The 16,630-nt window shown below is 36.8% G+C and carries 11 protein-coding genes; 5 read left to right on the top strand and 6 right to left on the bottom strand.

The genetic code is table 11. The features are described 5' to 3' along the window. Window positions 1-72 precede the first annotated feature (72 nt). From AYC65_RS02265 to AYC65_RS02290, 6 genes are all read right to left on the bottom strand, one after another. Window positions 73-1,650, bottom strand: coding sequence for a calcineurin-like phosphoesterase C-terminal domain-containing protein (locus tag AYC65_RS02265; protein WP_034871378.1), 1,578 nt, complete (start codon window positions 1,648-1,650; stop codon window positions 73-75). Window positions 1,651-1,670: 20 nt separating this feature from the next. Further along, window positions 1,671-3,116, bottom strand: a complete 1,446-nt coding sequence (locus AYC65_RS02270) for a SusD/RagB family nutrient-binding outer membrane lipoprotein (RefSeq protein WP_034871377.1) — start codon at window positions 3,114-3,116, stop codon at window positions 1,671-1,673. Window positions 3,117-3,127: 11 nt separating this feature from the next. Further along, window positions 3,128-6,103: a SusC/RagA family TonB-linked outer membrane protein gene (locus tag AYC65_RS02275; RefSeq protein ID WP_034871376.1), complete on the bottom strand. Its 2,976-nt coding sequence runs from the start codon at window positions 6,101-6,103 to the stop codon at window positions 3,128-3,130. 246 nt (window positions 6,104-6,349) lie between these two features. After that, entirely contained in the window at window positions 6,350-6,892 is a 543-nt protein-coding gene (locus AYC65_RS02280) for a dihydrofolate reductase family protein (protein WP_174561924.1), read from the bottom strand. A gap of 33 nt (window positions 6,893-6,925) precedes the next feature. Continuing rightward, window positions 6,926-8,245, bottom strand: a complete 1,320-nt coding sequence (locus AYC65_RS02285) for a sensor histidine kinase (protein WP_034871375.1) — start codon at window positions 8,243-8,245, stop codon at window positions 6,926-6,928. After that, window positions 8,245-9,591, bottom strand: coding sequence for a sigma-54-dependent transcriptional regulator (locus AYC65_RS02290; protein ID WP_034871374.1), 1,347 nt, complete (start codon window positions 9,589-9,591; stop codon window positions 8,245-8,247). The genes AYC65_RS02285 and AYC65_RS02290 overlap by 1 nt, the downstream gene beginning before the upstream one ends. A gap of 147 nt (window positions 9,592-9,738) precedes the next feature. Between AYC65_RS02290 and AYC65_RS02295 the strand changes: the two genes are divergently transcribed. The 5 genes from AYC65_RS02295 to AYC65_RS02315 all read left to right on the top strand — a co-directional run bounded on the left by AYC65_RS02295 (window position 9,739) and on the right by AYC65_RS02315 (window position 16,589). Next, on the top strand, window positions 9,739-10,983 hold the full coding sequence (locus AYC65_RS02295; protein ID WP_034871373.1) for an efflux RND transporter periplasmic adaptor subunit: 1,245 nt from the start codon (window positions 9,739-9,741) through the stop codon (window positions 10,981-10,983). 1 nt (window position 10,984) lies between these two features. Beyond that, window positions 10,985-12,397: a DUF4932 domain-containing protein gene (locus AYC65_RS02300; RefSeq protein WP_034871372.1), complete on the top strand. Its 1,413-nt coding sequence runs from the start codon at window positions 10,985-10,987 to the stop codon at window positions 12,395-12,397. Between the two features lie 11 nt (window positions 12,398-12,408). Beyond that, entirely contained in the window at window positions 12,409-13,230 is an 822-nt protein-coding gene (locus AYC65_RS02305; protein ID WP_034871371.1) for a head GIN domain-containing protein, read from the top strand. Between the two features lie 65 nt (window positions 13,231-13,295). Then, entirely contained in the window at window positions 13,296-14,030 is a 735-nt protein-coding gene (locus tag AYC65_RS02310; RefSeq protein ID WP_034871370.1) for an ABC transporter ATP-binding protein, read from the top strand. A gap of 141 nt (window positions 14,031-14,171) precedes the next feature. Beyond that, complete coding sequence (locus AYC65_RS02315) at window positions 14,172-16,589, top strand: ABC transporter permease (protein WP_034871369.1); 2,418 nt, start codon at window positions 14,172-14,174, stop codon at window positions 16,587-16,589. Window positions 16,590-16,630: the final 41 nt, after the last annotated feature.

A 16,630-nucleotide genomic window follows, 5' to 3' on the forward strand; every position in this document is an offset into this window, starting at 1 on the left:
ATAAAAAATAACAACACAGGCTAAAAGCCTGTGCTGTCTAAAATAAAGTAAAAGTAAAATGTTTAAAATTGATTAAGGAATAAGCTTTGCCTCTTCTACACGGAAAGTTTCCGTAGCCTGAAAAGACTGTCCGAAGCGATCTGTAGCCCGGATGTTGATTTTATGCTGACCTTTTTCCAGTTTTTTAGGAAACTCTGCATTCCATAAGTGTGTAGAGAATTCCGGATTAGAGGGTCTTCTTCCTTCCAGTAACTGCGGATTGATATCCCATTTCAGAACTTCTGTTACATATTTAGGATCGTAATCCTTTAGATAGTGCATTGGCTTCCAGTCGCCATTATCGATCTGATATTCGACCTTGTCATTTGGAGCTCCCATAAAGAAGTTAGCAACAATCTGTGCCGATGTTTTCACTGGATATGGAATAACCTTCGGTGCGAATATGGAAATTTGATAATCGTTAGGTTTTCCGGCTACCTTATATTTAATCTTATAATCGGTATTATTGAAATGGATAAAAGCATATCCTCTTGGAGTTCCGTCGCGCATAGTAGAAGCTGGTACACCTAATTCGTCTGCTGTTCCGGAATACCAGTCGCCGGCTGTAGTTCCGGCATTGAATTCATATAATTTATTTTCCTGATTCCATCCTTGTTCTTTCCCATAAGTCAGTTGCTGCTGAATATGGGTATGGGCAGACATTAAAAATGATTTTTTAAAAGGTTTTAATAGGCTGAATAGTTTTTCACGGTCAGCATTTTGGAAATTTTCTTCATCATAAATCATTGGGATATGGAAAGAAACAACCACCAGTTTGTTTTTATCAACCAGTTTTAGATCGTTTTCTATAAAGCTTAACTGATCCGGGCGAAGTCCGCCCCAATATCCTTTCCCGTCACGAGGGTCGGGGTAGAGAATATCGTCCAGTATAATAAAGTGAACATTTCCGTAGTTGAAAGCATAATTGCTGGGACCAAAATTTTTTTTGAATGTTGCATCAGACTGCTCATCTGTTGTAGCATCGTAGTTCATATCGTGATTTCCCATCACGTTGTACCATGGAAGCCCGATCTCCTTTACAACATCAGCATAATGCGGCTGAAGACTAAGGTCATCTCCAACAAGGTCACCAAGGCTGATTCCAAATACATAATCCTCTTTCAGGTTTTTAACCTCCTGTACAATTCCTCTTTTGAAATACTCGATCTGTTTTTGAGTATAAGGCTGCGGATCTCCGAATACGATGATATTGAAATCTTTTCTGTCTTCTGATTTTACCAATGGGAAATTGATTATTTCCGGAAGATTTCCTGTAGGGCCTATTCCCTTATATTTGAATTGTGCCGGAGCTCCTTTCGGGTTGTGGTGGTAATAAAATTTTGGTGTATTATTCCCATTTAACGGGGTACGGTAGCCGGATGGTTTAATGACAAAGAAGATGTTCTCTTCTCCTGCAGGCAGCTGATAGGCACCTTTATTGTCTGTTAATACAACCTGAATACCATTGGATACCGCAATATTGGAAATTCCGGTTTCGTTACCGTCTTTAATTCCGTTGTTGTTTTTATCTTCAAAAACATAACCCTTTGCCGTACTTTGTGCAGATAGCATTCCGCATAATAAAACAGCTGATAATAACTGAACTTTCATCTTATTTACGATTTATAGTTTTATTTATTCCACCACACTTTGATGTTGATATCATCACCGCCCATCTGTTGTACTGCCTTCTGATAATTCTCAGAGTTTAATACTCTGGATTGAGTAGTGTACATATACCGTTGAGGTAATTTACCCTCATTCTGCAGTCCGCCGTTATTTGGAAGCTTAGGCAGGCCTGTTCTGCGCTGTTCAAACCATTGCTGGTGATCTACAAAGAAAAGAGCAACATATTTTTGCAGCATAATCTGTTCGAAGCTGTTGTTAAAAGCAACTTTAGGATTGCTGAAATAGTTGGCCGGCATTTCGCTTCCCCATTGTTCCAGGTTAGCTTTTACACCTGTTTCATAATAAGATTTTGTATTTCCGGTGATAATGCCTTTATAAGAAAGTTCAGCCATAATAAACTGTACCTCGGAGTAGGTCATCATAAACAGCCGCATCGGTGCTTTGGCTAAATTCTGACTCAGCTGGGAAGGCTGGTAATCGAAATAAGTACCCAAAGGATAACCTGCAGGGGCACCTTTGTAACCAATATCCTTATTTTTAAGATCTTTTGCTTTTGTCAGGATAACAGGAATTCTGGGATCGTTGTTGTCCAGTAAAGTATTGACAAAAAACTCGCCGGCGGCTCTTGCGGTTGTAAAATCCTGTGGACGGGCAATAGGTGGGAGGAATGGTGCTATACCGGAAATGTCAAGAGCAGCATTATCTGCATTGGAAGTGAAAACAGGATAATTAACCGGATCATTTACAATTTTTCTGATTCTTTCATGAACATTAATTTCTCCGTTTTTAGCAGAAATTCTGGTTAATAATCGAAGAGAAAGGCTATTGGCAAATTTTTTCCATTTCATAATGCCATCTACCGAAGCCTCTCCTTTGTACAGAATATCCGATTCGGCAAGCTTCTTTTTTATATCCAGTAGACTGTTGGCTTGATTCAACTGATCGAGCAAATTGATATAAATATCTTTTTGTCTGTCGAATGCAGGCTGCTTTACGCCTGTGTCTAATTGAGAAGCCTGTGTCATTGGAATATCCCCAAAACTGTCTGTAAGATTAGCATAGATCCATGCGTTAAGAATTGTTCCGATTGCCAGATTGTTATTGTCGCCTTCCTGTTTGGCTATGTCCATCATATCCCGTACTTGCTTTAACCATAGATAGGAGGTGTTCCACATGCCTTGTCCGGTTTTATCGGTCATATAATACCGGCTTGTAATGTTTCCTTCATTTGGAAAGTCAATAGAAACCTGCATAAGGTCAAATGTAAAGTCATTGGCTCTGTTATAACCATATGAAGACATGTTATAGAGTACAGGATTTAGTAGACTACCTGAAGTTGGATTTATAATTTTGCTGGTATCAGTATTAATTTGTTCGAAATTTCGGCTGCATGAACCTGCAATCAGAGAAAGACTTAGGGGTATTATGAATTTAAAATAAGATTTCATGAATTAAAAAATTAGAATTTAACATTAAGCTGCATACCAATTGTTCTGGCAGAAGGTAATTGCCCAACTTCTGACCCTGGTGTAATGGTACCATTGTTCAGTGTAGCGGCTTCCGGATCGAATAACGGGAACTTGGTCCACATCCAAAGATTTTTACCATACAAGGCAATTGTAAGTTCTTTTAGTTTTAGCTTTCCAATGCTGGCATCGGGGAAGGTATAAGATACTCTTGCATCTCTAAGCTTGATAAAAGAAGTGTCGAATGAGTTCGTTTCTACATTGGCACGGCGATAGTAGTCTCCGTAATAGTTGGTTAACAGAACCTTTTTAGTATTCGGAGAGAAGCTTCCGTCAGCATTTTGTATAACTCCTTCACCAATTACCATTCCGTCCGGATTTTCTCTTCCCCATAATGTGTGACCTAGTTTTCCTTGTTCACTCATTTTATGATGAGATTGGGAGTAGGCCATTCCTTTGTACTGGCCGTCAAAAGAAAAGCTTATACGGAAATTTTTAATTTTAAATTCATTCTGAAGTCCGGCTCTCCATTCCGGGAATGCATTGCCCACATATTCAATATCTGAAGTTCTGGCAGGTAGTCCTGTTATAGCATCATAAATTACCTGTCCATCTGGAGCACGTTTGAGTTTGTAACCATACATATCTCCAAGTGACCCGCCAATGCGTGCCTGGTAGTATACAACATCACCTACAGAAGCAACCGTATATGGATTGCCCTCAAATTCGGCAGCCAGGCTTGTTACCTTATTCCTGTTAGCAGACCAGTTGGCATTAATGTTCCACGAAAAATTAGGCTTTTTTATTGGAGTAGCATTAAGTGTAATTTCCAGACCTTTATTTTCCACACTTCCGGAATTAATTATACGACTTTTGAAACCGCTTTCGGTAAGGGCAGGAATGTCTACAATTTGGTTTTCGGTAATATTTTTATAGAAGGTAAAGTTGAAGTTAAGCCTATTTTTGAACATAGAGAAGTCCATACCTCCCTCATAATTGGTATTCTTTTCAGGTAAAAGATTCTTGTTGTTGAGAACATTTGGGGCAACTATGGATCCTGGTATGTCTATCATACTGTAATATTTATCCAGTCTGTAGGGTCTGGTTCCATTACCAACTTTAGCTATGGAAAGCCTTAATTTCCAGAAATCGAATGTATTTTTTATACCGAATATATCTGAAAGAATAAAACTGGTGCTCGCTGAAGGGTAGAAGAAAGAGTTGTTTCCTTTTCTTAGTGTACTGGTCCAGTCATTTCTGGCGGTAAGATCCAAATAGATATACTTCCCATAGTTTAGGGAAACTAAACCATAAATACTGTTCTCCTGTCTGTCCTTTGGTGAAGGAATAGTACTATATAATGCTAGTGCATTAGAAAGTGTATATATATTAGGTCTTCTAAGACCTATAGCACTTGTTGATTCATAACGATATTCATTATATCTGATGCTTCCTCCTAATGATGCACTGATTCCTATTTTGCTCTCCTTTTGATCGTTTTTGTAGGTAAAGAGAATATCATTATTGTATTCCTGATTGGTAATATGTTCTTCTCTGTAATAGCCTTGCATATAGTTGGCAGTACTGAAAGGTCTGCGCTGGGTACGGATATCATTTTGCCATTCCAGTCCGGAACGGAACATCACATCGAAACTACGATTGATCTTGTAGTTTAAGGTTATATTGGTATTTAGCTGATTGTTATTAGCACTGTTGAGCATTTCATAAGCAATCATATAGGGATTGTCTATATAAGAACTGAATGGATGAACCTGGTCTACATTTTCTTTTCCTGGTTTCCATATCGGGCGGTACCATGCCAAATCTACATTAGGATTCTGGAAAATCATAAAATAAGAGATAGACTGGTTATTGTATCCGGTTGCAGGAAGATTATCACTCATCATTTTAGAGTACATAACCTTAGTTGTAATTTTTAATTTCTCATTAAGTTGATGGGTTAATGATGTCGAGAAATTAAAACGGTTAAAACCTGTATTGGGCATCATCCAGTTGTTTTTTACATAACCCAATGAAGTTCTGAAACTGGTTTTGTCATTAGAATTTTCCAGTGACAGATTATTGGAATAGGTTTCTCCGGCCTGCCAGAAGCCTTTAATGTTATTTTTGTAAGGTCTCCAAAGCTGACGATCCAGACTTTGGCCTATAATATTAGGATCATATTGATAATAAGATTGGCCATTGAATTTAGGACCGAATGCACTACTGGTACTTCCTGTATTGACCCCGTCTTCAGAAGCACCATATGAATAATAAAATTTTCCGCTTTTATCTTTATTCAGCGTTCCCTGTCCATACTCATATTGGTAGTCTGGCCACTTCAAAACGGTGTCGAAACTCGTATCGGATGAAAAAGAAACTCGTAGTTTTTTGCTGCCTGCACCTGATTTGGTTGTAATCATAATAGCTCCGTTCGCTGCTCTGGAACCATATAGTGCAGCTGCTGAAGCTCCTTTCAATATAGTAACTGAAGCAATGTCGTCGGGGTTAATACTGTTGATGCCATTTCCGTAATCAATTGGAAGATCACCTCCGGCACCGGCACCATATGCAGCTGCTCCGGTTCCTGTTGTGTTATTACCCATGGGTACACCATCGATCACAATAAGAGTAAGGTTGTTGTCCATTTCAAAAGACTTTTCACCCCGTAATGTGATTCTGGCACTTCCTAAGGGGCCGGCTCCTGCGGTCTGAATTTTTAGACCTGCCACTTTTCCTTCCAAAGCATTTGCCCAGTTGTTGTTTTGAGTGTCTTTAAATATTTTTGAATCCTTGTTTTCAGCAGCATATCCTAAAGATTTGTTCATTCTTTTGATACCTAATGCTGTTACAACAACCTCGTCGATAACTTTGGTCTTTACTGTGTCTTTGGTCTTTTGGGAAAAAACAGCCTGTGTAATACATCCCGTAAGAACCAGAGCCAAAAGGCTTTTGACATTCTTATTCATGGTCTCTATTTTTAGCGGCAAAAGTAAGAGGCCTATGTTACGAGATTTTTAAGCTAATTTTAACTTTTAATTCATTAATGTTAATAATAGTTAAAATTATAAAAACTAAATATTTATAACTAAAAAACTATATTAATTTATAAAAAAAACATTCTGTTTTATAAAACAGAATGAATAGGATTAAGTTTGTGTTAATAAATAACACTTGTGTGAATTATTTTCCTGTAACTGTGCTTTCCTGAAAGTTTATTCAGACTGATAAGTAAGCTCTATAACTCCGGATTTAAAAATTCGGGTATCCAGTAATTTTAACCCAATCCGGCTTTTCAAATTTTCGAATAGCGGCTTTCCGTTTCCTAATACAACGGGATGCAGAGATATTTTATAGATATCGATAAGTCCCAGGCTGATAAATGTTTTTATAAGATTAGCTCCTCCGTATAACCATATATCTTTACCATTCTGCTTTTTGATTTCATTAACTTGATCAATGATGTCAGAGGTAATAAAATTTGCATTTTCGTCCGATCTGTCCTGATGAGAGAAGACAAATTTTTGTTTTGAATGTATTTCATTCCACATCTCTTTTTCTGAAATATCAGCATCAGATTCAGGCTGATAAGTACCCCAGGCGTCATAGCTTACTCTGCCGTAAAATATAGTGTCAATACTTTGGAGAAAATTTTCGAAGTCCATGTCATCATCCATAATACACCAATCGGTTTCTCCATTAGGTCCCTCAATAAAACCATCCAGACTGACAGCTAAGTTTAAAACTATTTTTTTCATGTTAATTTTTAAAATTTGACCTTTTATCATAAACTAAGTAAACCACAGCTCGAAAATACTGCCTTGCTGCTGCTTGCGGAAGTTAATGTAACCGTTATGAGCTTCCATAATGCTTTTGGTTAAAGTAAGTCCGATACCCGAGCCGCTGTTTCTTGTGGTGAAGAAAGGCAGAAATATTTTATCCGATATCTGCTCACTGATACCAATACCATTGTCTTCTACCTGAATAACGGTTCTGGTATTCTGCTGGTCGGTGGAAATCTTTATTTTTCCATTATCTGAATCTTCCACAGCATGCAGAGCATTTGTAAGAAGATTGATAAGACTGCGTTCCAGCATTTTTTCATCAGCCAGGATCATATAGTCTTTAATATTGGCTGTAAGTATAATATTTTTATTCTGAAACTCACTTTCCATCAGCCGTAATACTTTTTCTATAACGGGCCTGATGGATATTTTCTGAAGCTTGGGCTTAGGAAGTTCAGCAACCTGTCGGTAGTTGTTTATAAAGTTGAGTAATTGCTCGGATTTATTATTAACAATCTTCAGGCTCTCTTTTATTTCTTCCTGATCATCTCTGGAAATTTCCTCCTGATCGGTAATATATTCCATATTCCTTATCAGGCTGTTGATAGGGGTCAGGGTATTCAGTAATTCATGAGAAATAACCTTCATCAGATTATTCCAGGCCATTTTCTCTTTACGTTCTATAATCTTTTGTACAGATTCCAGAGATATAATGCAAAAATCTTCACGTGGTGTTTCCAGACGTGTCGTCCGTAAGGAATAAGTCTGAAATCCTGACTGGTTAATGGAGACTTCCATGAAATCCTGACTTTCTCTGTAATCAGTATCTTTTATAAGCTTAAAAAACTCCGGGCTCTTTTCTTCATATAAACTCCATCTGTTGTATTTTGGAACCTTCAGAATTTCAATAAACTTTGGATTAGAATAGAATATCTCCCAGTCATTAGTATTCTCTTTGAGTATCATGATGCCTATGTCCAGCTGATTCAGAATGTTTTCGTACAGAACTTTGAACGACAATACATCGGTATTTTTCTCTTTTTCCTGATAGTAAAGATCAACAGCCTTTTGCTTTAACGGATCATTTTGTTTTTTGTCCGGAAACAAAGAAAAATCTTTATGATTGATTGCCTGTAGAATCTGTTCTGTTTCTTTCCCGGATTGCTGGGCATTTCGGATGTTCAGAATAACCATAAAAACAGAAAGGCAAAGGAAAAGTAAGGCCGTAATCCATTTTCCTGATTCATAGCAGTCAAAAGCCAGTATACCGAAAACAAGCCCCAGCAATAAAATAGCTATCTGGATAATATAGAATTTTGTCTTCATCAGATTCCGAATTTTTCCATTCTGCGGTAAAGTGCTGCGCGTGAAAGTCCTAAATCTTCTGCTGCCGAAGATATATTGCCCTGGTGTTTCTTTAGGGCTTTCTTAATCAGGATTTCTTCCATTTCCTCAATATTCAGTACATCAGGTAATCCCTCGGATGCATTCTCCATTGGCTTTGGTAAAGAAAGCTGTAATATTCCGTGATCGGAAAGAATAACACTTCTTTCCATAGCATGCTCCAGTTCACGTATATTTCCCGGCCAGTTATAACTGCATAATTCTTTTATGTCTTCCTCGGAAAGAGATAAGGTTTTATGGTATTTGTATTGGTATTTTGCAAGAAAATATTGTGCAAACAGAGGCATGTCTTCCAGACGTTCCCGTAAAGGCGGGATGGTAATCTCTACAGTATTGATTCTGAAATAAAGGTCTTTTCTGAATAAAAATTCGTTTACTTTCTGCTGAAGGTTTTCATTGGTTGCAAAAATAAAGCGGACATCCATCTGCCGTTCCCGGGTTTCTCCGATACGGGATAGTTTTTTATTCTGAATAAGGGTAAGGAGTTTAGATTGCAGGTGCAGTGGCAGGTTTCCGATTTCGTCCAGAAAAACGGTGCCGCCCTGGGCATTTTCTATTTTTCCTGCAGTATCAGCAATCGCATCTGTGAAAGCTCCTTTTTTATATCCAAAGAGCTCTGCTTCAAAAAGCCCTTCGGGTAAGCTTCCCAGGTCGATATGCACAAAAGGTTCTTTATTGCGCGGAGATTTTCTGTGGATTTGCTCTGCCAAAACATATTTACCAGTACCATTTTCACCAAGCAAAAGTACATTGGCATCGGTAGGTGCAATTTTATCTATGGTATGGAGAATGTTCTGTACAGCCCCCGAGTTACTTTCCAGAATATAATTCTGATCGCTTTGCTGAATATTTTCCCACTGATGCAACTTTCTGTTCTTGCGCGAAACATCTACAGCAAGGTTAACAGAGGCATACAGTTTTTCATTATTCCATGGTTTCAGGATAAAGTCTGAAGCTCCTAGTTTTAAAGCTTCTACAGCAAGTTCTACCTCTCCGTAAGCTGTCATTAATATAATAGGAATATCAGGAGCTACTTCTTTAACCTCATTCATCCAGTATAATCCGTCCTGTCCGTTCTCGAAGCCTTTTCGGAAATTCATATCGAGAAGTATAACATCAAACGCCTCTTCGGTGAGTGCCGGAAGAATTTTCTTTGGATTATTAAGTGTTTTTACATCGGTGAAAAATTTTTTCAGCCACACTTTTGCAGAGAAAAGAATGTCTTCATCGTCGTCAACAATTAATATTTTGGCTGTTTTCTTTCGCATGGGTGTTCAGTTTTGTACACTTAGTGTTCGATTTCGGACACTTTTATTTTGAGTTAAAATCTTTACTGTTTAATTTTCAGACTTTTACCGACGAATTCTTTTTGTGGCATATTTGTCGTGTATATTATTGAAAATCAAATAGCTGTAATGGATACGAAAATAGAGAAAAAAAGATCTAAACTCAAAATTATTCTTTTAGCACTTGCCGGAGTAGTAGTTCTGGGGTTGTTTTTGGGATATTTTTTTCGTCAGAAGAAAACTTTTAATGTAAAAGCAGAAGATTTACAGGTAGAAAAGGTGACCCGTGGGAAGTTTGAAGACATGATGATGATTACAGCACAAACGCAGTCATTGAATTCTTCACTGGTGAATGTAATGGAAGGAGGGGCTGTAAAAGAAATCTTTACGGAAGACGGAAAAATGGTAACAAAAGGAGAGCCTTTAGCCAGAGTGTATAATCCGAATACTGAATTCAATTTTATGAGTCAGGAAACCGGAATTATGCAGCAGATCAGCCAGATGAGAAATACTCTGTTGGAACTGAAAAATCAGGAATTTACACAGGACAAAGAGATTCTTCAGGCACAAAACGATTACAATACAGCACAGCAAAACTATAATCTGCAAAAAAGATTATACGATGCTGAAATAGGTAAGAAAACAGATTATGATATGGCTCGCCAAAATCTGGCTTACCAGCAAAAGAGAAAGCAAATTGTAGAACAGAGCATTGTGAACGAAAAACATTCCCGGGCTTCGCAGATTGCAGCAGTTAATAATTCTATTGCACAAATGGAAAAAAGCCTGGATGTGTTGAGAAATAATAAAAATAACTTCCTCATCATGTCTCCGGCTACAGGACGTTTATCTTCTTTTAGTATTTCTTTGGGTCAAAGTCTTACTACAGGACAAAGCATTGGGAAAGTAGACTTGATGGGCGGCTATAAACTGGTTGCTAAAATAGACGAATACTATATCAACAAACTACATGCAGGGATTAAAGGAACCTTGGAAAGTAATGGGAAAGAATATAATGTTATTGTATCCAAAGTATTGCCAGAAGTAGTACAGGGGCAGTTTTCAGCTGAACTTAATTTTGCTGACAATAATAAACCTGATGATTTGAAAATAGGGATGACTTTCGGAGTGAAGCTTAAACTTTCTGCAGATACACAAAGTCTGATGATTCCTAAAGGAAATTTCTTTAAAGATACCAATGGAAAGTGGATCTTTGTTACCGAAAATGGAAAAGCGGTACGCAAAAATATCAGTCTTGGAAGAGAAAATCCATTGTATTATGAAGTTTTATCTGGACTAAAAGAAGGAGAGCAGGTTATTGTATCGGATTATTCTGATTACAAAAAATACGAAATACTAGATATTAAAAAATAACATGAAAACTCAATTAAACAAATATTTTTTAATTGCGGCTTTTGCCGGAACTCAGGTTTTTGGCCAGCAGAAAATACAGCCTTATGTAGATGAAAGAGTAGAGCTTATGAGTACTTTATTCCGACTAATAGAGGCCAGAGAATATTCTGACAGGAATAATGAATTATATGTTCAGGATATTGAAAAATATTTTGCTCCGGTGAAAGATGACCCGTTTCTGTCGACTCTGAAAAATATAAGAAACGAAAACGGTATAGGCTACGATGCTGTAATGTCGATGGCGGTACACCTGAAAATAAAAGATCAAAAAATTAGTCTGGTAAAGGAAAGGAGTAATACAGTAGAGAAAAGATGGAAAACTGTGGATCTTCCCGTATTTTTGAAAGGGTTAAACGGTTTTTACAAAAACAGCAAGTATCATCAGTTCTTCCAATCTCATGAAGCAGATTATAAGCAGGCAGCTAAAGCATATTCAGATTCTGTTCTAACAAAGTTTAAGCAGGATTGGTATGTGAAGTTTTATGGAAAAGAGCCTAATGAGGATTATAAAATAGTATTAGGCTATGGAAATGGCGGTGGAAATTATGGACCAAGGGTATCGTCTGAAAAGGGAAAGGATACAGTATATGCTATTGTTAGCGGGGGAAAATTTAATGGAAGAACAGTAAACTTTTCCAGTAATTATGCACCTACTTTAATTCACGAATTCAATCATTCTTTTGTAAACTATATTTTAGAGACTAAAGATTATAAAAATCAGTTGCAGGATGCAGGAGAGAAAATCCAGAAAGAAGTTAAAAAACCAATGGCAGATCAGGCTTACAGTTCATGGGAAACTATAATTAACGAGTCAATTGTAAGGGCGGCTGTTCTGGTTTATATGAAGGAAAATCATTTTTCTCAGGCTGAGATTAACAATGAAATGAAAGAGCAAATTTCCAAGAGCTTTATATGGACACCAGAACTGGTAAAGCTTTTAGAGGAATATCAAGCCAACAGAAAACAATACCCTAATCTGGAAGTTTTCTATCCGCGTATTGTTTCTTTTTTCCAAAATACAGGAAAAAACATGGACAAGGTTATGAGTGATTTTACGGCGAAGCAGCCTAAAGTAAAATCATTAAGTCCTGATATTAACGGGAAAAATAATGTAGATACTTCGATAAAAGAGATTATTGTTGAATTTGATCAACCACTTTCAGGCAAAGGATTATCTATACATTGGGGAGAGCTGGGCCGGGATGCTGTACCGATTAGCGCAAGATCAGTTTATATCAATAATAATAGAGGATTAAAAATTCCGGTGGATTTAAAGCCTAATAAAGAATATGAGTTTATTCTGGTGGGCGGGAATTTCGAATCTGTAGAAGGATATCCTTTACAAGACTATACAATAAAATTTAAAACTAAATAAAAAATAATAATATGAAAAAGATTCTTTTACCCTTAGTGATAGCAGGCAGCATTGTAACATCCTGCATTATCGTAAAAGCAAGTGATGATGGTTATACCGGCAGAAACTCTTCATATATAGAACAGGCTGTTGAAAGTACTGTATCGGAAACTAAGACTTTTAATGTACAAAACTTCAGTGGTGTAAAAACATCGCAGGCTATAAAAGTTGAGATCGTAAAATCAGATATTGAAAAACAAGTGGTAACCAGTAATTACATGGAATATGTACGCGTAGAAAACAGAGGAGGAGTTCTGAATGTATATTACGAAATCCCAAGAGGGAATAACGGTCTTAGAAATGCTAATACAACAGTAATTGTATATGCAAAAAATATTAGTGACTTAAGAGCAAGCAGTGCTGGTAAGATTTTAGTAAAAGATCAGTTCAGTACTTCTACGTTAAATATTGATGTTTCCAGCGCCGGAAAAATACAATATGAGAATATTAAAGCAAATCGCCTGAATTTAGGACTTAGTAGCGCGGCTACTTTTACAGGAAGTGCAGAGGTACAGTCTGTAAACGCTGATGTTTCTAGTGCTGCTACCATCAACATCAATGGAAAAGCTGGTGAAGTAAGAGTTGATGCTTCAAGTTCTGCAGACTTTAACGGATCAGACCTTAGAAGTGGTACTGTAAAAGCACAAGCTTCTTCCGCAGGTAAAGTAAAAATAGGGGTAATCGACGAGCTTACAGCAGCTGCATCTTCGGGAGCAAAGATTTATTACAAAAGTCCATCAGGTATCAGACTTAATGTACGTAAAAGCTCCGGAGGAAAAGTAGAAGCATTATAATCAATACCAATCTCAGATTTTAAATTAGAAACACATAACTAATAATCTTAAATATTAATCTTATTATGATAACAATAGAAAAATTATCCAAAGTATACCGAACAGAAGATGTACAGACTACTGCGCTTAATCAGGTAGATCTTAATATTAAAAAAGGTGAATTTCTGGCTATTATGGGACCTTCAGGATGTGGAAAATCTACTTTACTTAATATTTTGGGATTGCTGGATTTTTCTACATCAGGATCTTACAGGTTCAATGATCTGGAAACAACAAGCTTATCTGAAAGAAAAAAATCAGATGTAAGAAAACAAAACATTGGATTCATTTTCCAGAATTTCAATCTGATAGATGAATTAACAGTTTATGAGAATATTGAATTGCCATTGATTTATAACGGAGTTTCTTCTTCCGAAAGAAAAAAGAGGGTAGAAGAGATTATGGAAAAAATTAACATCAGACACCGCGCAAAACATTATCCACAACAACTTTCCGGTGGACAGCAGCAAAGGGTAGCTGTAGCAAGAGCTTTGGTAACAAAGCCTAAACTTATTCTTGCGGATGAACCTACAGGAAATCTGGACAGTACCAACGGAAATGAGGTGATGAATCTTTTGGCTGAACTTCACCGTGAGGGTTCGACTATTGTAATGGTGACCCACTCATCTTATGATGCTAGCTTCTCTTCCCGTATTGTGAATATGAAAGATGGTGAAATCTTTAATGAAGAGCATACGACAAAAAGAACAGATGTTTTCGATAAAGCACAGCCTGGAGATTATGCTGTAACCGGAGAATAGTATTAAGTACGAAATTAGAAACTAGAAGTTAGAAATCAGAAGTTAGAAGTTAGAAAATTCACTATTGACTATTCACCTATTCATCAGGTTCACTCATTGATCCATTCACCAAATTCCCATCAACTAATAAACCATAAGACCATGTTTCGCAATTGGCTGAAAATAGCTTTTATCAATTACAAAAAGAACTGGCTTTCTACAGTAATTAATCTTTTTGGACTAGCCATTGGGCTTAGCAGTTTTATGCTTATACTGATACATTGGCAGGATGAAGAATCTTTTGAAAACTGGAATCCTAAAAAAGATAATATTTATTTTTTTCAGGGGTATTATAAGAAAGATAATGTCTATGGTAATAACACTTCATATCTGGTAGCTAAACGTGCAAAAGACATTATACCAGAAATTGAAGATTATGTATTGATTAATGGTTCGGGTTATGCCGGTGTAGCAACATCAGATAAAAAATCGGCCTATATAGAAGGCGGAATGTCTGTTTCACCATCTTTTTTTAAGCTATTTCCTTTTAAGATTCTGTCTGGGAATGGTGAAAATGCCTTACTGGAAACGAATTCTATAGCGATATCGAATACCGTTAGTCAGAAGCTTTTCGGAACAACAGAAGCTGTGGGAAAAACTTTGACCTATGAAAATAATCCATATGTTGTAACGGCAGTTTTCGAACTCCCGAAAGAAAATACGGAAATCAATCCTGACTTTCTCTTTCTTTCAAAGCAGTATGCCAATTCTGTGAAAGATCCGGGAGACGGATGGGGAAATAATAGCTACGGATGTTTCCTTTTATTAAAAAATGATTCCTCACCCGAAACTGTACGCCAGAAGGTAGTAAAAGATATCTTTGAGTATCGGGCGAAAGTATCTCATGATAAAGGTATGAGTGCAGAAAAATATCTGGAACTCTATGGACCGAATGATGTCGAATTTACCCGATTGGATAAAATAAAGTTACATGCCAAAGCTTCGTGGTTTGGCGGTGGAGACTATAAGCTTATTCTTATTTTATTCAGTTTATCTGTTTTGTTATTGCTCATGTCAGCTATTAATTTTATTAACCTGAAAACCGCTCAGGCATCACAAAGGGCTAAAGAAATAGGAGTAAGGAAAGCGTTGGGGAGTGGTAAATTACAGCTGATAGTTCAGTTCTTGCTGGAAACCTTTATTATTACTTTTGCTGCTTATCTGCTTTCATTGGCACTTACAGAAGCTGTATTGCCCTTTTTTGGTAAGTTTCTGAATAAAGAAATTCATTTCCAAAATGATTTTTATTTATACTCGGCAATTATTGTTATTGCTATTTCTTTAATATCGGGGATTATTCCGGCTTTATACCTGTCAAACTTCAAAGCCATAGATACACTAAAAGGAAATTTTGCACGCAGTAAAAATGGTATTTGGCTCAGAAATTCAATTTTAGGACTACAGTTGGTTATTTCCTCATTCTTCATTATTGGCAGCTTTATTATTGGTGATCAGGTAACTTATATGATGAATAAAGATTTAGGGTTTGATGGTTCTCAGTTATATGCGATCAACTTTAATCAGGATTCTAAAAAGCCCTGGATGAAATATGAGCTTATAAAATCTGAACTGAAAAAAATAGAGGGAGTTAAAAGTGTGACTTTTGGTGAAGCTGTGCCCGGTTTTAATGGACGTAATTCTTCCAATGTAGACTGGCATAATGAATCGGTTGAGGCACAACATTGTTCTTTGGATTTTGGATTTTTAGAAGCTATGAAAATAAAATTGCTGGCAGGAAGATTCTTTTCTCCAAAGCTGTCATCGGATACTATTAACTCTGCCATTGTAAACGAAGCTTTTGTACGAAAATTCGGATGGAAAAACAATGAAGCATTTAAGAATCAGGTTTCCCCGGGATTCGATACTATAAAGTATAATATTGTAGGAATAGTTAAAGACTTTAATGTGTTTAATCCTAGGGCTGAAATTGAGCCTATAATATTTTTTCATTATAAAGATACCGACTGGAAACGCTATAATCTGAATAGAGCTATTTTAGAATTGGATCCGAATAATATGTTAGCTGCTCAGGAAAGAGTAAAAGCATATTGGGAAAAGCATATAGAACCTGGCTACCCGTTTAATGGTGAGTTTATTAATAAAAAGTTTGCAAAAACCTTTGTAAAATACCAAAAGCAACAAACACTTTTTACGATACTAAATACATTGGTTTTAATAGTAGCGCTACTGGGGCTTTTCGCTCTGTCATCTTTAATGATTGAACAAAAACTGAAGGATGTTGCTATTAAAAAAACATTGGGTGCTTCAAGCAGTGTACTCATAAAAGATCTGACCAGAAAATTCCTTTGGATAACGCTAATAGCAGTTCTAGTCAGTATTCCGGTAAGCTATTACTTTATGAATGAATGGCTGAAAGACTTTGCTTATCGTATAGAAATGCCATGGTGGCCATATCTTCTGAGCTTGGTGATTCTCCTGATATTGACCTTCTTTGTCGTGAGTATAAAAGCATACCGTGCCACCAAAGTAGAGCTTGTAAAGTATCTGAAATACGAATGATGCTAACAGAGAATTTAGATTTTAGAAACTAGACATTAGAG

Origin of the sequence: Elizabethkingia bruuniana (genome assembly GCF_002024805.1) — a bacterium.
GTDB classification, from domain to species: Bacteria; Bacteroidota; Bacteroidia; order Flavobacteriales; family Weeksellaceae; genus Elizabethkingia; species Elizabethkingia bruuniana.